Raw genomic sequence first — 18,666 nt, 5'->3', positions numbered from 1 at the left:
TGCAACTATTTTAAAGCGAGAAACTAACAATGAAAAACGCTACACATTTAATCAATAAAGTCGCCTTAGTTACCGGTGCCGCACGGGGTATTGGTAGAGCAATATGCCAAGCACTGGTTGACTCTGGAGCCACAGTTATAGCCACTGATATTTTAACTGAAGAGCTTAACCAAATGGCGCAAGAACTTGGCGACAAGGTTACGCCTATGACACACGATGTAACCGATGAGCTACAATGGCAGTCGATCGTGTCGGCAACTTTAGAAAAATACCAAAAAATAGATATTTTAGTTAATAATGCGGGGATTTTACTGTTCGCAACGCTCGAAACCACAGAGCCACAGCAGTTTCGTAAATTAATCGATATTAATATTACTGGCACCTTTTTAGGCTTACATAGCGTGATCCCCTGCATGAAAAAAGCCGGCAGTGGCGCCATCGTTAATATTTCATCAGCCTCGTCTATTTTACCTAACAATGGCACAGGTGCGTATGCTGCCAGTAAATATGCAGTAAGAGGGTTAACTCGTACCGCTGCGCTTGAGCTAGGCCCGTTTGGTATACGTGTAAATAGCGTGCACCCTGGCGCTGTAAATACCCCCATGACTAACCCACAAGGGCTAAGTAGCGAAGAGTTGAACCCACGCTATAAATTTATTCCTCAGCAACGTGGTTGTCAGCCTGAAGAAGTAGCCAATATGGTTAACTTTTTAGTCTCGGATCAGGCATCTTACTGTAATGGCACCGAAATGGTGGTAGATGGCGGCTTAACGGCTGGTCAATATTATTATGGTGTACCTGGCGCACCCGCACAGTAATAGCGCATAAGTTACTCAGCGTATTAACAAAAAACCAGCCAACAGTGAATAACTGCTGGCTGGTTTTTTATGTTTAACTCTAGGTGAGCTTTAAGGCGCTAAAGCTGCAAACCGCGCTTGGTGGTAATCGGCATCACCAAGGCACATTTGTGCTACGCGAATACGCTTTAGGTAAAGGCCAATGTCTAGCTCATCAGTAACCCCAATACCGCCATGCATTTGCACCGCTTCACCGCTGATTAAGTCGGCTACTTTTGAGAGTTTCCATTTAGCTAAACTAGCGCTTGAGGCTAAGTTTGCGTCAGCCTTATCAGCATCCGAAAGTGCGGCTATAACACAAGATTGAGCTAATTCTAACTCTACATAACAGCGTGCTGCACGATGTTGTAATGCCTGAAAAGTACCAATTTTCACACCAAATTGTTCACGTACCTTTAAATATTCTATGGTCGTATCAAACAGCGCTTTAATAGCACCAAGCATTTCAGCACTTAAACATAAACGACCTAAATCGAGTGCTTGTTGCAGTGCTTTTAAGCTATTGCCAGCGTCGCCTAATAAGGCTTCTGCGGGTAGTTTTAAGTCATTAAAAGTAAGCTCGGCGTAATTGCGCGCATCGATAAGGTTAAGGCGCTTAACCTTTACTTGCTCACTAAATGGCACAATAAACACACTACAGCCAGCGTTATGCTGCGCCGCAACTATCCAACCATCGGGGCTGACACCATCAATAACCATGGTTTTTTTACCATTTAACACAAAGCCATCTACCACTGTTGTTGCCGTTGTTTGCATGCTGTCGGGATCGTGTCTTGCGTGTTCGTCAACCGCTAAGGCTAGGCGTTTTTCACCACTTATTATTGCGGTTAACCAAGTTTGTTGCTCTGCGTTGGCAAGTTGTTGTAATAACGAACCACACAGGGTTACTGACGATAACATTGGCGAAGCACTCAGGTGTTTACCCATAGCTTCAAATATTGCGCCCATTCCTTTATAACCAAAATCTAGGCCACCCAGATCTTCGGAAAAAGTAATTGCTCCCCAACCAAGTTCCAGCATTTGTTGCCAAATTTTTTCATCAAAATTAACTGCGGTTGGCTTATCGCGTAATGCGCGCTGCGCTGCGACAGGGCTTTGCGCACTTAAAAACTCTTCGGCGGTATCTGCCAACATGCGATCGTCTTCGCTATATACCATACTCATCAGCTTACTCCTTTATTTTCAGGTAATTGCAATACACGCTTTGCTATCACGTTCAGCTGAACTTCTGAGGATCCGCCAGCTATGGTTTGCGAAAAACTATTTAGCCAAGCGCGAGTAATGGCTTGCTCTTGCTCGCTAAAGCTATCATCTTCCCAACCTAAACCGCGGTAACCCATCGCATCGAGTAATAATTCAAATTTAATTTTTTCTTGTTCGGTATGCACTAACTTCATAATCGACATTAAACCAAAACAGCTTTGCCCCGCTTGCATTTCTGCACCTAAGCGTTGCACCGTTAAGTTATATGCCTGCTCTTCCATATTGGCTGCAACCGCCTTATTTACAAGCGCGGCTTCACTAGCGCTGTGCGGCGCAGGCATGTAATCGCTCATTAGTGACATTAAGTCAAAGTGCGTGGGTAATTGAAACTCACCAAATTTAGACATTGCGCTGCGTTCGTGTTGCAGCAATTCTTTAGCCAATTTCCAGCCGCCATTTAGCTCACCTATAAGGTTTTCTTTAGGCACGGCTACATTATCGAAAAACACTTCACAAAAAGAAGATTTACCGCTAATTAAATCAATAGGTTTGGCTTGCACACCTTGGCTGTGCATATCGAGGAGTAATAAACTTATGCCTTGGTGTTTAGGGGCTTTAGCATCGGTGCGTACTAATGCGTACATCCAATCGGATTTGTCACCATAAGAAGTCCAAATTTTACTGCCATTAACTAAGTAATGATCGCCTTGATCAACCGCGCTGGTGCGAATACTGGCCAAATCAGATCCGGCATTTGGCTCACTAAACCCTTGGCACCAACGTACTTCACCGCGGGTCATTGGTGTTAAAAACTGTTGTTTTTGCAGCTCAGTTCCGTGCTCTAACAGCACAGGGCCTAACATCCAAATACCTAAATTAATTTGTGGCGGACGACACTTTAAACGGCGCATTTCACTTTCTAATACGCTGTTTTGTTGCGCGGTTAAACCACCACCACCGTACTGCGTTGGCCAACTAGGACAAAACCAATGTTTGTCGCGCATACTATTAAACCACTGGCGTTGATCATCAAAAGTGAAGTTAACTTCACTCCCGCCCCAAATGAGCTCGCCATCTGGCGTTGGTGTGCGCAGCGACATAGGGCAATTTTCCTCTAGCCAAGTGCGGACCTGCTGGCGAAATTCAGTTAACTCACTCATGCTGTTATCTCCTGTTAGCGCACTGCGCGTGGCATACCAATACCAAATTGGGCTATTAGTTCTCTTTGTAACTCATTAGCACCACCACCAAAGGTTAAGGTAACCGAGGCACGCACTTCGTATTCCAGCTCACCCATTAAAAATGACGCGGCAGAATCATCGCGCACCATGCCATTCATTCCCACAATATCAATCAGCTTACGCAGTATTTCAATTGAGCATTCTGAGCCATATACTTTAGTAATTGACGCCAGAGCAATATCCATATGGCCTTTTTCTAAATCGGCGGCGATACGAAAGTTAATTAAGCGCATGGCTTCTAACTTAGCGTAACACTCAGCTAACGCTGCGCGCACCCAAGGATTATTAGCAGCAGACTTGCCTTGCTCATCTGCGGTATTAGCCCACAAATACACTCGGCGAAATAATCCAACCACTTTATCTGACCACGATCCTAAACCTAAACGTTCATGGTTAAGTTGCGAAGTAATTAAACGCCAACCGCCATTTAATTCACCCACCAGCATTTCTTGAGGTACTTTTACGTTGTCGTAATAAGTAGCCGCGGTTGGGTTTGAACACGTTGGAATAACTGTGCTGCTAAAGCCTTCACTTTGGGTATCTAAAATCATAATAGAAACCCCCTTGTGACGCGCCAGCTCTTGATCAGTCCGTGCCGCTAACCAAATATAGTCGGCCGACTCAGCGCCTGAGGTCCATAGCTTATTGCCATTAACAATAAAGTTGTCGCCCTCTAAGCTAGCTTTGGTTTTTAAAGTGGCTAGATCAGAGCCCGCATTTGGCTCTGAATAACCAATAGCAAAATGAATTTCGCCATTAGCAATACCCGGTAAAAACTTTTCTTTTTGTAACTCAGTACCGTATTCCATTAACGCAGGACCTACTGTGCTAATAGTAACAAATAGTAGGGGCGCGCCTGCAATATTGGCTTCTTCAAAAAAGATTAGCTGCTCGGTGGCTTGATAACCTTGGCCGCCGTGCTCTTTTGGCCAACCAACAGCTAACCAGCCGTCTTTACCCATTTGACGTACAACCTTACGGAAGTCTTCGCCGCCTTCACTGCCTCTTAGCTTTTGACGCAGTTCGGGTGTCATTAATTGAGAAAAATAATCACGTACTTCTAGGCGTAACGCCCGTTGTTCTGGTGTTAAATCAATGAACATTTTGCACTCCTACTCTGCGCCTAAAATTAAGCCGCTGGTTGGTACACCAGTGCCCGCTGTAACGAGTACATTTTCAACATTATCAACTTGGTTTACTGCTGTACCACGCACTTGTCGTACTGCTTCGGCCACGCCATTCATACCATGGATATAGGCTTCACCTAACTGTCCTCCATGGGTATTAATAGGTAACTTACCACCACGCTGATGATGACCTGCGCGAATAAACTCCTTTGCTTTACCACGTTCCACAAACCCAAACTCTTCAAGTTGTGGTAATACAAAAGGGGTAAAGTGATCGTAAATAATCGCGGTTTGAAAATCATCAGGCCCTAGGCCTGATTGTGCATAAAGCTCTTTTGCTACTATGCCCATTTCGGGTAAACCGGTAATGTCGTCGCGATAATACGAGGTCATACTTTGCTGACCTTCGGCAATACCTTGCGAACCGGCTTTAATTACTACAGGTTTATTTTTTAGCGTTTTTGCACGCTCAACACTGGTAATAATCATTGCTACCGCACCATCAGATTCTTGACAACAATCAAGTAAATGTAGCGGCTCACAAATCCACTTAGACGCTTGGTGATCGGCCAAAGTAATTGGTTTTTCGTAAAAGAATGCCGCAGGGTTAGTTGCTGCAAAGTCACGTGCGGCAACCGCAACAAGACCAAAATCTTCTGATGTAGCGCCATACTCATGCATATAACGCTGTGCAAACATACCCACCCAACTTGCAGGAGTATGAAAACCATGGGGCATGTAATAACCGTAATTCACATTTTCAAAAATAGGGGTTGATGAAAAACCATAATCGCCAGTACCAAAACGATACCAAGAACGCTCGTTCATCGCCCGATATACCACTACGGTTTTAGCCACACCACTGGCCACAGCCATTGCTGCATGCACTATAGGTGCACACGCTGCGCCGCCGCCATGAGGTATTTGTGAAAAAAACTTAACCTCTTTACAGCCTAATAAACGCGCAATTTCGTACTCTGGTACTTTATCAACTGAGTAACTACTAAAGCCATCCACTTCACTGGGATCAATTCCCGCATCTTTTAAAGCTGCTAATGTTGCCTCCATGGCTAAACGTAATTCAGTACGCCCTGAATTTTTAGAAAACTCTGTGGCACCCAGACCCACAATGGCAGCTTTACCACTAATTGACTCATTCATCTTGTCTCTCCTAAATTTTATGGCAATACCAATTGCACGGTACCTGTAACATGCATGCCGTATTTATTTTTGCCGGCTAAACCTACATCCACAGTGCGGGTTGTGGCATCGGTTGCGGTTACTTCGCCCATAAAGGTCATAACATCGCCAGGGTAATTAGGCATACCTAACTTAATATCAATATTTTTTAAACGACTTTGTGGGCCGCTCCAGCCTTCTACATAACTTTGCACTAAGCCATTAGTGGTTAAAATATTCATAAAAATATGCGGTGAGCCCAGCGCAATAGCGGCATCTTTATCGTGATGGCCTGGAAAAAAATCACGCGTTGCTAAAGCCCCATTAGAGATAAGTGCCACGGTAATTGGAATCGCTTTTTCAGGTAGCTTGTCACCTACGTTTATGTCGTTAAATTGCATTGTTTTCATCAAGGTCATATTTCCACCCCAGCTTATTATTTTCGGTTAAGGCATCGCCAAGTTTTGCCAATAATGCGGGACTCCCGCCCAAGTTTAGGCTAATAGCCCGGCCCCAATAGAGGTATCGGTAGATAACGTAACTAACATCTACACCAAAACCGCCATGCACATGCTGCGCTTTGTGGCCAATAGAATGACCCGCTTCGCAGGCGTGCCACGCTGTTGCTAACGCTTCGTGATCGCAGCCTAAGTTGTTATCAAGGCGATAACACAACTGCCATACATTGCTACGTAATGCCTCAAGGGCAATTTTGGTATCGGCCATGGTCATTTGTACTGCTTGAAAAGTGCCTATAGCGCGACCAAACTGTTGGCGCTCACTAATATATTCAACAGTTTTTTTAATTTGCGCTTCACTTACACCTAACTGTAACGATGCTAAAGAGGCGAATATTCTTGGCACTAACCAGTCATTAGCTTTGCTATCGAGTAACGCTGCATTATTTACAAGCAGGTTATTTAGTTGTAAGTCTGCAACTTCTTCGCCTTGGGTCATCTGCCCTTTAACTAGGGTTAAACCTGGCGCTGTTGTTGCCACTAGTGCCCAGCGTGTTTGCTCATCAAGGGTCAGTGGCAGTAAAACAAAGTCAGCGAGTCCTGCAACTGCAACCGACTGCACCAAGCCATTAATGCTTAAGCCGTCATTCGTTTTTTCTACGTTGAGCGTCGCTTCGCTGTGAGTATTTACTAAGTTAAATGCCAGCGTTAATAAGTTTGTGCCCTCAGCCGCTGCTTGTGCAGCAGTTTGTAGCTCTGTACCCGCAAACTTTGCAATAGCAGTGGCCACCAGCTGATGACGCCATAAAGGAACTTGCCCTAACGCCCCGCCTTGCGCCTGTAACACTAAGCTCAGCTCGGTCATACCCAAGTCAATGCCACCAATTGCTTCGGGAATAATTACCCCATGCAGCCCGGTTTCTATACACGAGTTCCATAACTGCGTCATGGTGCCTTGGCCTGCTTCGTCATAATCACGAAGAAAGTCATCGGTACAGGTATCGGTAAATAAGCTATTGGCCATTTCTGCAATGGCTGATTGCTCTTCGCTTAAATTAAAATCCATTACGACTCCTTAGTTGGAACAAGTCTAAATTGTGGCAAGGTCAGCTCACCATCAAATGTGTGATATTCGACTTGCACTTTTTGGCCAATTTTAGGGGCTACACCTTCTTCAACTCCGATTAAGCCTGCAGGAATACGTACGCCTTCCTCAAGCTCAATCAAACCAATAGGATTTGGGCTATCAAATGGGGCTACATGTGGGTAGTGCATTATCACAAATGAATACAGCTCACCCTTACCGCTAGCTACTTGGTAATCGAGTTCAAACGAATGGCAATGCATGCACACAGGTGCTGGTGGGTGTTGTAATTTGTCGCAGCTTATACAATGTTGAATACGCAGCTCTTGCTCGCTAAATCCTTCCCAAAAGAAGCGGTTATCATCGCTGATCCCAGGCTTAGGACGTTTTCTGGCCGGAGCCTCTTTAGCGGGTGCTGTTTGCTCAGGTTTTTGCGCCGGTTTAAACTTAATGACTCTAAACATCATGTCGCCCACTTTTTCGTCGGCTTCACCATTGGTTTTTTCTGAGAAATAAGTCATTTTTAGCGTGACAAAAAAGCCGGTGCCCAGTGCGGTGGTTTTTTCTTCACTGATGCTATCGAGTACTGTGGTGTAATAAAGCTTTTCACCCATAGTAATGTAGCGATCAAACGTTAAATTAGAATTAACGGCCACGACCGCTGGGTAGCCATTTTTTTCAAGTATTTCGAGCACGCCATACGGATTTTCGGTAGTTGAACCCGGTGCTAAAATTTTGTCACCAAAGCCCGCTAAACACCAACTTTGTAGCATTGCTGGTGGTGCTACTAGTTGCCCATACTCGGTTGTTGCCGCGTAGTCTGCATCGGTGTAAAGTGGGTTTTCTACCCCCATAATTTCACACCACTGACGTACCATAGCTTCATTAACCTTGTCCCACGCATAGATACGACCATATTGTCGCCCTATCATCGCTTCTATTTCTGCAAACCATTCATATTTAGCCAATGTTCGTCTCCTGCATTTATCAAGATAAATTCTAAAAATTAAAATTATTAATTATTTAGTTAGTTTCGCTAGCACTAAGAAAAGCGGGCATTTCACCGCCGCCATTTAGCAGTAAATTACAGCCACTTGCATAACTTGCTTCTGCTGAAGCTAAAAACAAACAAGCGTTAGCAATATCATCTGGTTGCGCCATACGCCCTGCAGGAATTGTTGCGCTTACTGCGGCAATTCCGGCCTCGTCACCGTAATGCAGGTGTGAGTTTTCGGTATGTACTAACCCTGGGCTTACCGCCACAACACGCACTTTAGGCGCCCACTCTACTGCAAGTGATTTTACTAAAGATAAAATACCCGCTTTAGCAGCGCCATAAGCCGCCGTACCTGGTGAAGCACGCATGGCACTAATACTGCCTATAAAAATAATGCAGCCACTGTTATTTGCTTGCATAATTTCGTTTGCTTGCTGTGCTACGTTTAACGGTGCAATTAAATTAAGCTTAAGAATAGCCTCATGAAAACGAGGAGATGCTTTGTCTGCCAAAGCAAACGGACTGCCACCGGCATTATTAATAAGTACATCAAGCGTGCCATATTCTTTTACTATGGTGCTAAACATGGCCGCGGTGCTATCAATGTCTTTCACATCAGCTTGAATAAAGTGTGCCTGACGAGTTTTTCCATCAAGGATTACCTGTGGTAGCTGCTCTACTTGTTCACGACCACACACTACTACTTTAGCGCCTGCCGACAAGAAACCTTGTGCTATACCAAGGCCAATGCCTTTAGTACCGCCGGTTATGAGTACCACTTTATCTTTATAGTTTTTACTCGCATGCATAATTAAGCCTTGTCATAAAATAATTCCATAAAAACAGTGTACAGGCAGTATTAGATAACCAGCTTCGTCTAAATGGACGATGCTGTGTTTGGCGACAACAAGTGACAATAACAACATAGAAATTTTACTGTGCGTTGCCTAGCAATGTTTTGGAGTAATGAATGACGGATACAAACGAGCCTAGCGTTTTACTAAGTTTCCCTGAGCCTGGTGTGGCCGAGTTAACGTTAAACCGACCCAGTGCCACCAATGCATTAAGCTTAGAGCTGCAAACATTACTATCTAAGTACTTTACTGAGCTGGCAGACAATAAAGACATTCGCTGTATTTTATTAACCGGTGGCGACAAAGTATTTGCTGCAGGCGGCGACATTACTAGCTTAATAGATGCAGACCCAATTGAGATTTACCAACGCCATACAGAGCGACTATGGGCACCTATTGAGCAATGCCCAATACCTGTAGTTGCTGCAGTAAATGGCTACGCGTATGGCGGTGGCTGTGAACTGGCCATGTTGGCCGACATTATTATTGCCGGTAAAGGCGCAAGTTTTTGCCAGCCCGAAATAGCCATTGGCATAATGCCGGGTATTGGTGGCACGCAGCGTTTAGTACGTGCAGTAGGTAAAGCTAAAGCAATGCAAATGGCGCTTACAGGCAAGCCTATTAGTGCTTACGATGCTTGGGTAGGCGGACTGGTAAGTGAGCTGTGCGAAGATGAAGATGTATATAAACAGGCACTAGCAAATTGTCGTCGTATAGCACGTATGCCTCCGCTAGCGGCAGAGCAAATAAAAGAAGTTATTTTAGCAGGAATGGACGCTCCACTTGCCAGTGCTATGGCGCTGGAGCGCAAAGCAAATGCGTTATTATTTGCATCAAAAGATCAACGTGAAGGTATGGAAGCGTTTTTACAAAAACGCCATCCTGTATTTAGCGGAAAGTAAGGTTACTAGTTTTTTATTACCCATTTATTTAAATTAATTAACACTCCCCTTTGTTAATTTTAGCCAGCATTTAGCTGGCTTTTTTTTGCCTACTCGTTTTTACTTTAAGGTAAGGCAGGAATCGTTTTGTAATATAGTCTACAAGCTATTTCTGTCGTCGTAGCCCAGCGCAGCGACACTATTTAAAAACAATCTAACTAACTCTGTTTGCCTGCGTACACCGGTTTTAGAAAATATAGAACGTAAGTGAGCACGCGCTGTGTTACGGCGAATATTTAGCTCTTCGGCGGCTTCTTCTAACGATAAACCATTAGTTAACTGCAGTGATAACGCAGTTTCTGCCGGCGTTAAACCAAATAGCTTTTTCGATATTTCAATACTGGTGGTCGATTTACCTACCGCATCGCGAATGTAAATTACGGCCTTGTTTTGCCCTTTACCTTCAGCCCAACCTAATGATGGAATAACTTCAATTACTACACCAAGAGCTATTTCGCCTGATGGACGAGTAATCGACATTGCCTCTGGCATAGTTTGCTTGCCATCGGCATTAGCAAACGTTGCTTTAATTAAGCGTTTTAACTCGCGATTATCACTGTTATCTTGCGCGGTTAGTTTACCGCCAATTATTTTAAGCCCGTCTTCGGCATCGAGTATATGGCTAGCAAATACGTTTTTATCGAGTACTTTGCCATGCTCATCAATAGTAATAGTAGCAATAGACAAACGACCAATAGCACGAGAATATAACGAGCCCAAAGAGGCACTACTATTGAGTTGTAAAAAGGTGGTAATTGCGCGTCTAAAATGCGGGATAAGTAACTCTACAAACGCTTTATCAGCTGGAGAAAAATCTTCTTGTGCATCGGTTCGCGTAACCCTAAACCTTAAATGACCAACATTAGGGGTGCTAATATCGGCAGTTAGTACATGGTATATGTTATTTTTTTCGCACCAGTGTTCCCTATATGATGAGTTTTTCCATTCGTTTTCATCCATAAAATCCGCAACAGTTAACACGGTATCAAGTGGTTGATCAGCAAAAGGGGTTAATTTATATTGATAGGGTAAATGCTGAACGGTGTCCCCTTCTTCTAAGCCTTCACCTACTGCGATCATTAATCCCAAATCGTCTTCCTCGGGAACTTTTAATATTAAGGTGACATAGTTTGCTTGAAGTATGCTTTGGATTAGCTTAAGAGGGATATTCCAACTTGAAGAACTGGTATCTGCCGACGCTTCGTATAATGCATTTATTAATTCATTATATGCATCGAGACTTATATCTAATTGTGCCATTTTTCAACCTATAGTTATTTTTTTTGATTAAAACTTGAAAATAAAACAAAAAAATAAGCATGCTATATTATTAATTTATACTGCTATTTAATATTTCACTTACTCCACTATCACCGTTATTAGCAAGGTTTGCAAGTGACTCCTTGATTATCATTTAGTCTAACTAAAGTAATATTAATCTATTTTAACGATTAAGTTTATTGTATGAAAACTATGACAAATGATGAAATGAGACTACTGAGTGTTGCTGTACCTATTATGTTGCAACACTCAATAACAGTACTCTGTTATGCGTTTGGATAATCGGTGTAGCCTGCCGCACCAGGGGTATAAAGTGTTTCACGTTTAAACTTTGCCAGCGGTAATTGCGCTGCAAAGCGTGTTACTAAATCGGGGTTAGCAACATAATGACGAGCAAATGAAACCGCTTCGGCTTGATTTGAAATAACAGCCTCAGCAGCAGACTCACCATCAAAACCATCATTAATAATCAGAGCGCCTTTAAATGCTTCTCTGCCCATTTTAAAGGCGTCGATATCGGCTGTCGGCGCACGCATGATATGCAAATAAGCAAGATCTAAATCGGCCACCGCATGCAGTAAAGCCAAATGACTTTCTGCTGGATTTTCATCTTTGGTATCGTTAAAGCGGTTTCCCGGATTCATCCGTAAACCAACTCGCCCTGCGCCAAATATCGTTGCCATAGCTCGTATACATTCACTGGCAAATTTAGCGCGTGCTTGAGCGCTACCACCAAATTCGTCGTTGCGTTGGTTTGAATCAGAACACAAAAACTGCATAGGTAAGTAGCCACTGGTGCAATGCAGTTCAACACCATCAAAACCAGCTTCTTTTGCATTTTCGGCAGCTTGACGATGCTCATCTATTACTTGCCACACTTGCTCTGTGGTTAAGGCCTCAGGCATATCAAATGGCTGCATACCCGCACTGTCGGTATACACTTCGCCACGGGCTTTTATTGCTGAAGGAGCAACAGTAGCTATATCACTACCTTTAATATGGTGCGAGCCAATACGCCCTGCATGCATAATTTGCAGCACTATTTTACCGCCCGCCTGATGCACTGCATCAGTTATCTCGCGCCATGCTTGAATTTGCTTTGGCGTTTCTATTCCCGGTTGACGATTATATGCTTGCCCTGTAACAACAGGCCACGAGCCTTCAGCTACAATCAGCCCAGCACTTGCTCGCTGTGCATAATAGTCACGCATTATGCTATTAGGTGTGCCATCTGCATCAGCGCGATTACGCGTCATTGGGGCCATTATTACTCGGTTTGCTATTTCTATATCACCCAATTTGCATGGGGTTAATAGTGGGTTCTTTGTGGTCATACAATGTCCTTAATCTAAAGCGGTTACCAATACTGCAGTACGGCCACCATCAACAGGTAAAGAAGCCCCTGTTATATAAGATGCGTCATCGCTGGCTAAAAAGGCAATTGCACTGGCTAGCTCATCAGCGCGGCCAACACGGCCCATAGGAATAAGTCTGTTAGTATTATTAAGCATACCTTCGTCACTTAACATACCTGCCGTTGCGGGGGTTTCTACTACTGCGGGTACTACCACATTAACGCGAATATTGTGCGCTGCACCTTCTGCCGCAGCCGCACGTGAAAAGTTAACTACTGCTGCTTTAGAAGCGCTATATCCGGCCATCATCGGCGTACCTAATTCACCACAAATAGATGAAATATTAACAATAGCACCGCCTTTTTCTTTCATTAATTGCATTGCTGTTCGGGTACCCCAAAATGTACCGTCGACCGAGGTTGTAAAGTTGCTATGCCACTGTTCGGTGCTCATGTCTTCAATTGCCCCATACGAAAAGGCCATGGCATTATTAACTAAAATATCGAGGCCACCATATTGCTGCGCCGTTTGCTCAAGCGCTGTAACAAATGCTTGCTCGTTGCTTACATCGGCTTGTACTGCATGGGCGTTACCGCCTTGCTGGCGAATAGTCGCTACTACTTCGTCTAATGGTGCTTTACTGCGACCACAAATAATTACTGTGGCGCCCTCTTGTGCAAGTCGCTGTGCAGTAGCTGCACCAATTCCGCTGCCACCACCTGTTACGAAAGCGACTTTATCTTTAAAACGAGATTGCATGGGAAATTCCTTATATCGGAAATGTGCAAACAATGTTGCACTGAGTGAATGAGTGATAACGCGTTGCGTTACTGATATTAGTATTAGGTATTAAGTATATTTGAGCTTAAGTTCACTGGTTAAAGGCACTGCTTGGCAACTTAGCGTTAAGTTGTTTGCTAAATCTTTTTCATCGAGCACATCATTATTATTAAGTTTTACTTGCCCTGACACCACTTCACACATGCACGAGGCACACATACCCTCGCGACAAGAGTACGGCAATTCAATACCTATTTTTTCAGCTGCATCGAGCACGGTTTGCCCGCTCTCACAAGCAATAACATAATGTTCGCCATCAAGTTCAAGTTGTATTGTTGCCGCTGGCATATTTGTTTCATCAACAACAAGTTCTGCATCATTGTCTTGAATCGGTGTTTCTAATAAATTGGCTGGTACCGGTTTTGTTGTGATTTTTGGCACTGCACTAGAAAAGCGTTCAATATGAATACGACTAGCAGGAAATTTAGCGGCTTTAACGGCCAATTCCATTGCATCCATAAATGGCCCAGGGCCACAAATAAAAGCACGTCCTTGTTGCATACCATCGGCTAACGAAGTTAACAGTGACAATGAAGGAATACCTTGTAACGAATCTAATAAATGAATTACTTCAAGACGCTCTGGGTACTGCGCCGATAATGCCTTAAATGTTTGTTGAAATATAACCGAGGCTTCATCGCGATTAGCGTATATAACCCGCACCTTTCCAGTGCCATTAATTAACACATGTCGCAAAATAGACAACACAGGAGTAACACCACTGCCCCCTGCACATAACAGATGATCTTCAGCTAAATCTTTTGGCACAAACAGCCCAGCAGGTTGCATCACTTCTATATTACTACCCGCTTTAAGATTATCGCAAATCCAGTTTGAACCTCGCCCGTCTGCTACACGCTTAACCGTGACACGTAATCCTGTATCTTGACTTGGCGTGCTCGACATAGAGTAACAACGCATCAAAAACGCCCCTTCATAAGGGAGTTTAAGGGTCAAAAACTGACCCGGCTGATAGTCAAATTGCTCGGTTAACGATGCTGGTACGTCAAATACAATAGAATTCGCATCAGCGGTTTCTTGTATTACTTCAGCAACAGTTAAATTATGATAACGAGACATAGCGACTCCCTAGCTTATACAAAAGGATCTGAGTTAGGTAAACCTAGCATTACAGTGCCATGTGCACGCATGTAAGTATCTGTATTGTTAGCAATATGGCCACGAGACTGATTTATATCGCGAAAAATTCGCTCAATCGGGTTACCTTTATAAGTTCCCGACGCTGCACAAGCGCGCATAATCTCGTTAATTCTTTCACTACACTGTTTAGGTACAGCTGCAGATTGCGCGCGCTGTAGTAAACGGTCATTAACCGGCATCATTTCGCCATTTTGAGTATGCTTAACCACTTCTGCAAAATTACGAAACAACACCAGCTTTAACTGATCACTGGTCATTATTGCTTCGGTTACTGCCATTTGTGCATTCACGTCTTCTGCTGTTTTACCACCGTGTTTACCCACGTGTTCAGCGCAGCGATGACGAAACTCAGTAACAGCGCCATCAAGTGCGCCAATACACGCGGTAGATACAGCACGCTGAAATATTTGCACAAATGGGATACGGTATAACCAGTTATCATTAATCGCGCGCCCTTTACAAGCTGCATCGCTGTAGTCATTTGTTTGATGGGTGCGATACTCAGGAACAAATGCCCCTTCAACCACAATATCGTGACTACCAGAAGCGCGTAGTCCAAGTACATCCCAGTTTTTTACCACTTTAAAATCAGATTTAGGTAATAAAAATGTTCTATGTTCCAGCTCTTTACTGCCTGGTGATTTAGGCACTAAGCCACCTAAAAATATCCATTCACAGTGTTCTACACCGCTTGAAAAACCCCAACGGCCTGAAAAGTTAAAACCACCTTCCACTTTTTCTACTTTGCCCACTGGCATATAAGTAGAAGCAATTAATATCTCTGGGTTTTCAGCAAGCACTTCTATTTGTGCTCTTTCATCAAACAAGCCAATTTGCCAGTTATGTACGCCAATAACACCATAAATCCAAGCGGTAGACATACAGCCTTGCGCTAGCGTCATTTGAATAATATAAAATACTCTAGGGTCAAGCTCATAGCCGCCCCAACGTTTAGGTTGTAAAACACGGAACAAACCTGCTGCAATCATTTCTTTTATTGTTTCATCAGGTACTTTACCGGCAGTTTCGGCAGCTTGGGCGCGCTCAAGTAAGTTAGGAACCAACTTCTCTGCCGCTGCGATGAGACGATTAGCTTCTGGTGTAAGAAAATCATCTGAGATACCTGTAATATCAATTTTATATGGAACACTCATGGTTGTTATCCTTCATAGAATTAGCGCGCAATTGCACTGGTTAAACTCACCAACTTGCTTAACACCAGATTTTCACACTAGCCACTATCTCTCATCGTCAATATGGACTAAGCACTAAAACTTCCAATTAATTGCGGCTCATTACCAGTCTGGCTGCCTTACTGATAGCTAAATAAAAAATAACTGAGCTTTTATCCGGGCAGTCAATTATTTTTGCTTTCTCTGCGGTTAGTGATTTTCTTTATAATAAATTCAAACACTTAAATATAAACAATACAGTTTTTGCAACTACAGCTATTTATCTCCTAAATAACCGAATAACAGCGACCACGCTTAGCGCTTGAGCTATTACGATAACATTTGACTTTCATCATGGCTAAATTACGCCTAGTCCAAATGCGTGATGCTCAACAGATCACTTATCGCTACTTTCAAACCGCAGTGTAAAAAAAGTACAACAAAATAGCGGTTAGGCATTTCCTCTTTGATAAGCTTTACTCAATGAGGTTTGCAGTAGTTAGTGGATGCCTATCGCTGAAATAAATATAAAAATCATCGAGGAAGTGTAATGAATTTAAATGACAATAGGTTTACATCAAATCTCACTATAAAACCGTTAGCGTTTGCTATTGCATGCGCTGTATCTGGTCAGGCATTTGCAGCACAAGAACCAGAGCAAGCCGAAGTTAAACAGACCGCCGTTAAAGGCATTGAACGTGTTTCAGTAACAGCCCAAAAACGTATTAGCACATTACAAGAAACGCCTATTGCCATTACCGCTTTTAACGCAGAAACAATAGAAAACCTTGGGATTGAAGATATTAGTGATCTAAATGCGCAAGCACCTAACGTTAGAATAGTTCCTCCATATGGCAGTACTTTTAACGTTGGCATGGATATTCGTGGGCTAGGTACGGCAGAGCCTTCATTAGCTATCGACCCTAAAGTCGGCATTTATTTAGATGGCGTTTATTTAGCACGGAACTCTGGGGCTATTTTTAATATTGTTGATTTAGAACGCATGGAAGTACTGCGTGGTCCGCAGGGCACACTGTGGGGAAAAAATACTACCGGTGGTGCGCTTAACTTAGTCACTAGCAAACCATCAGATGACTTTCAATTTAAGCAAAAAATTACTGCAGGCAATAACAGCTTACTTAGCTCAACCACATCAATTGATACCGGCGCACTTGGTGATTTTACCGCCAGGCTAACTTACATGACCAGTGAGCATGATGGTTGGGCTACCAATACCTTTGCAGGCGCAAAAGAAAAAAACTTAGGTGCAGAAGATGTTGATGCATTGCGTGTCGCACTGCGTTATGCCGGTGATGATTTTACCGTTAACTACAGCTATGACAATACTGATGGTAGTTCAGTCGCTATGCCTGTACAAATTAGCAATGTACGCCCGCAATATACAGATCCAAATGTACCCACTATGGACCTATCTACGGGTAAGCTCTATGCCGGCAACGTGTTTGCAATGATGGCCGCCAATGAGAAAGCGCCTGGTCGTCAAACCGAGTTTGAATTAGATCAACATGGTCGTGAGTATGTTGATATTGAAGGACATAACTTAACAGTTGAGTGGGATTTTTCTGACAACCATACCTTTAAATCTATCAGCTCAATTCGCAGTTATGACTCTGATTTAACAGAAGGTTACGATACCGATGGCGGTGCTTATTTTGCTCCAGCTTTAGATTTCAGTACTTCGCCACCAAGTGTTGACGCCAGTGATGTTATTGCAATTCCAGCGTTTCAATATACTAGTGTGAAGTCACAAGAGCAAAAATCACAAGAATTTCAATTACTAGGACAGTTTTTAGAAGGTGATTTGAAATATGTAGCCGGTTATTATTACTTTTCTGAAGAAGGTGAAGAGAATAATCCATGGAACATAGGTATTTTTACTGGCCAAGGCGCTAACGTATTATTTAGTAAAACGCTGCCTTTTGGTGCGTTTTATAGTGTAAAAGCTAAGTCATCTGCTCTTTTTGCTAATGTTGATTATAAATTAACAGATGAGCTTAACGTAGTTGCAGGGATACGCTACACAGATGATACTAAATCACTGACTAACGTAGCAAAGTATGATGCTATGTTAAAAAACGATCTGCATTCAGAGACTAATTGGTCAAAAACAGTGGGATCACTGCTCTTCAATTATGTATTCGATCAAGATTTAACTATGTATGCCAGTATCTCGCAAGGCTATGCTGCAGGTGTTTACAACCCGGGTTCTATCGACCGATTTGCTTATCTTAATCCAGCAAATATGGGCGAAGCTAACTACGAAGGTACACTCACACCGGCAGATCCTGAAGATACTACTGCGTATGAGGTTGGTGTTAAAGCAATGTTGTTAGATGATCGCTTAATGCTTAATACCGCAGTATTTTTTAATAGTAATACCAATCTACAAAAAACTGTGTTCGAGGGCAATATTCGTCGCTCGCTTAACACCGGTGAGTCTGAAAATATGGGGATTGAAATAGACGCTAAGTTTGCAGCAACCGACAATTTATTCTTTACTACCAGCCTAGGTTACTTAGATACAAAATACACGGATATTACTTATACCGACAACACCTCTTATTCTGCATCTGTTGCTATGGATTGGACTATAGCTGAGCTAGATTTCGGTAATTTAGCATTAAATACTAACTATGTAATGGTAGATGAATATCAATTTTCTGTATCTGATCCAAGCTTAGTGGGTGATAACTATGCGCTACTCAATGCACGCCTAACGTTATCTAATATCAAGGTAGGTGAGCGTTCAAACCTTAAAGTATCGCTTTGGGGGAAAAATATTACCGATGAAGAGTACACTGTATTTGGCTCAAACTTTAACTTTTTTGATGCACAAGTATACGGCACGCCAAGAACCTATGGTATAGATGTTAGTTTTGAGTATTAATTAAACAA

16 protein-coding genes are annotated in these 18,666 nt (G+C 43.1%); 3 read left to right on the top strand and 13 right to left on the bottom strand.

The genetic code is table 11. The features are described from left to right. The first annotated feature begins 29 nt into the window (after positions 1–29). Positions 30–818 carry an SDR family NAD(P)-dependent oxidoreductase gene (locus tag PTRA_RS04515; RefSeq protein ID WP_058372851.1) on the top strand — a complete coding sequence of 263 codons (789 nt, stop codon included), beginning with the start codon at positions 30–32 and terminating at the stop codon, positions 816–818. A 90-nt stretch (positions 819–908) separates the two neighbouring features. Here the strand turns inward: PTRA_RS04515 and PTRA_RS04510 are convergent, their stop codons facing one another. The 8 genes from PTRA_RS04510 to PTRA_RS04475 are packed head-to-tail and all read right to left on the bottom strand — an operon-like array spanning position 909 to position 8,955. Further along, the gene (locus tag PTRA_RS04510) at positions 909–2,021 is read right to left on the bottom strand and encodes an acyl-CoA dehydrogenase family protein (protein ID WP_058372850.1); all 1,113 of its coding nucleotides are present in this window, start codon (positions 2,019–2,021) and stop codon (positions 909–911) included. After that, complete coding sequence (locus tag PTRA_RS04505; RefSeq protein WP_058372849.1) at positions 2,021–3,220, bottom strand: acyl-CoA dehydrogenase family protein; 1,200 nt, start codon at positions 3,218–3,220, stop codon at positions 2,021–2,023. The genes PTRA_RS04510 and PTRA_RS04505 overlap by 1 nt, the downstream gene beginning before the upstream one ends. Before the next feature lie 14 nt (positions 3,221–3,234). Then, positions 3,235–4,404, bottom strand: a complete 1,170-nt coding sequence (locus PTRA_RS04500; RefSeq protein WP_058372848.1) for an acyl-CoA dehydrogenase family protein — start codon at positions 4,402–4,404, stop codon at positions 3,235–3,237. 9 nt (positions 4,405–4,413) lie between these two features. Next, positions 4,414–5,589: a lipid-transfer protein gene (locus PTRA_RS04495; RefSeq protein WP_058372847.1), complete on the bottom strand. Its 1,176-nt coding sequence runs from the start codon at positions 5,587–5,589 to the stop codon at positions 4,414–4,416. A 17-nt stretch (positions 5,590–5,606) separates the two neighbouring features. Then, positions 5,607–6,017 carry a MaoC family dehydratase gene (locus PTRA_RS04490; protein ID WP_231617931.1) on the bottom strand — a complete coding sequence of 137 codons (411 nt, stop codon included), beginning with the start codon at positions 6,015–6,017 and terminating at the stop codon, positions 5,607–5,609. Then, positions 5,998–7,131, bottom strand: coding sequence for an acyl-CoA dehydrogenase family protein (locus PTRA_RS04485; protein WP_058372846.1), 1,134 nt, complete (start codon positions 7,129–7,131; stop codon positions 5,998–6,000). Before PTRA_RS04485 ends, PTRA_RS04490 begins: the two co-directional genes overlap by 20 nt. After that, complete coding sequence (locus PTRA_RS04480) at positions 7,131–8,117, bottom strand: OB-fold domain-containing protein (protein WP_208855516.1); 987 nt, start codon at positions 8,115–8,117, stop codon at positions 7,131–7,133. The genes PTRA_RS04485 and PTRA_RS04480 overlap by 1 nt, the downstream gene beginning before the upstream one ends. Positions 8,118–8,172: 55 nt before the next feature. Then, positions 8,173–8,955, bottom strand: a complete 783-nt coding sequence (locus tag PTRA_RS04475; protein WP_011327576.1) for an SDR family oxidoreductase — start codon at positions 8,953–8,955, stop codon at positions 8,173–8,175. Between the two features lie 161 nt (positions 8,956–9,116). Here PTRA_RS04475 and PTRA_RS04470 point away from each other — a divergent pair, with 161 nt between their 5' ends. Beyond that, a complete protein-coding gene (locus PTRA_RS04470; protein ID WP_058372845.1) occupies positions 9,117–9,902 on the top strand; it encodes an enoyl-CoA hydratase in 786 nt (261 codons plus the stop codon). Between the two features lie 138 nt (positions 9,903–10,040). On the opposite strand, the gene PTRA_RS04465 is transcribed toward PTRA_RS04470, so the two are convergent. From PTRA_RS04465 to PTRA_RS04445, 5 genes are all read right to left on the bottom strand, one after another. Continuing rightward, positions 10,041–11,201, bottom strand: coding sequence for a helix-turn-helix transcriptional regulator (locus tag PTRA_RS04465; RefSeq protein ID WP_058372844.1), 1,161 nt, complete (start codon positions 11,199–11,201; stop codon positions 10,041–10,043). A 287-nt stretch (positions 11,202–11,488) separates the two neighbouring features. After that, on the bottom strand, positions 11,489–12,556 hold the full coding sequence (locus PTRA_RS04460) for an alkene reductase (RefSeq protein WP_058372843.1): 1,068 nt from the start codon (positions 12,554–12,556) through the stop codon (positions 11,489–11,491). A 9-nt stretch (positions 12,557–12,565) separates the two neighbouring features. Continuing rightward, a complete protein-coding gene (locus PTRA_RS04455) occupies positions 12,566–13,336 on the bottom strand; it encodes an SDR family NAD(P)-dependent oxidoreductase (RefSeq protein ID WP_058372842.1) in 771 nt (256 codons plus the stop codon). 90 nt (positions 13,337–13,426) lie between these two features. After that, positions 13,427–14,497, bottom strand: coding sequence for a ferredoxin--NADP reductase (locus PTRA_RS04450; RefSeq protein ID WP_058372841.1), 1,071 nt, complete (start codon positions 14,495–14,497; stop codon positions 13,427–13,429). Positions 14,498–14,511: 14 nt separating this feature from the next. Further along, on the bottom strand, positions 14,512–15,732 hold the full coding sequence (locus tag PTRA_RS04445; protein WP_011327570.1) for an acyl-CoA dehydrogenase family protein: 1,221 nt from the start codon (positions 15,730–15,732) through the stop codon (positions 14,512–14,514). Positions 15,733–16,300: 568 nt separating this feature from the next. Between PTRA_RS04445 and PTRA_RS04440 the strand changes: the two genes are divergently transcribed. Continuing rightward, on the top strand, positions 16,301–18,658 hold the full coding sequence (locus PTRA_RS04440) for a TonB-dependent receptor (RefSeq protein WP_058372840.1): 2,358 nt from the start codon (positions 16,301–16,303) through the stop codon (positions 18,656–18,658). Positions 18,659–18,666 lie beyond the last annotated feature (8 nt).

The organism is Pseudoalteromonas translucida KMM 520, from assembly GCF_001465295.1.
GTDB lineage: Bacteria > Pseudomonadota > Gammaproteobacteria > Enterobacterales > Alteromonadaceae > Pseudoalteromonas > Pseudoalteromonas translucida.
The sequence above is the reverse complement of the archived record's forward strand: the minus strand, read 5'-3'. Positions and strand labels throughout refer to the sequence as shown.

Coding starts and splice junctions, on each gene's coding strand:
- PTRA_RS04515 (WP_058372851.1), top strand. CDS start 30: ATGAAAAACGCTACACATTTAATCAATAAAGTCGCCTTAGTTACCGGT.
- PTRA_RS04510 (WP_058372850.1), bottom strand. CDS start 2,021: ATGAGTATGGTATATAGCGAAGACGATCGCATGTTGGCAGATACCGCC.
- PTRA_RS04505 (WP_058372849.1), bottom strand. CDS start 3,220: ATGAGTGAGTTAACTGAATTTCGCCAGCAGGTCCGCACTTGGCTAGAG.
- PTRA_RS04500 (WP_058372848.1), bottom strand. CDS start 4,404: ATGTTCATTGATTTAACACCAGAACAACGGGCGTTACGCCTAGAAGTA.
- PTRA_RS04495 (WP_058372847.1), bottom strand. CDS start 5,589: ATGAATGAGTCAATTAGTGGTAAAGCTGCCATTGTGGGTCTGGGTGCC.
- PTRA_RS04490 (WP_231617931.1), bottom strand. CDS start 6,017: ATGAAAACAATGCAATTTAACGACATAAACGTAGGTGACAAGCTACCT.
- PTRA_RS04485 (WP_058372846.1), bottom strand. CDS start 7,131: ATGGATTTTAATTTAAGCGAAGAGCAATCAGCCATTGCAGAAATGGCC.
- PTRA_RS04475 (WP_011327576.1), bottom strand. CDS start 8,955: ATGCATGCGAGTAAAAACTATAAAGATAAAGTGGTACTCATAACCGGC.
- PTRA_RS04470 (WP_058372845.1), top strand. CDS start 9,117: ATGACGGATACAAACGAGCCTAGCGTTTTACTAAGTTTCCCTGAGCCT.
- PTRA_RS04465 (WP_058372844.1), bottom strand. CDS start 11,201: ATGGCACAATTAGATATAAGTCTCGATGCATATAATGAATTAATAAAT.
- PTRA_RS04460 (WP_058372843.1), bottom strand. CDS start 12,556: ATGACCACAAAGAACCCACTATTAACCCCATGCAAATTGGGTGATATA.
- PTRA_RS04455 (WP_058372842.1), bottom strand. CDS start 13,336: ATGCAATCTCGTTTTAAAGATAAAGTCGCTTTCGTAACAGGTGGTGGC.
- PTRA_RS04450 (WP_058372841.1), bottom strand. CDS start 14,497: ATGTCTCGTTATCATAATTTAACTGTTGCTGAAGTAATACAAGAAACC.
- PTRA_RS04445 (WP_011327570.1), bottom strand. CDS start 15,732: ATGAGTGTTCCATATAAAATTGATATTACAGGTATCTCAGATGATTTT.
- PTRA_RS04440 (WP_058372840.1), top strand. CDS start 16,301: ATGAATTTAAATGACAATAGGTTTACATCAAATCTCACTATAAAACCG.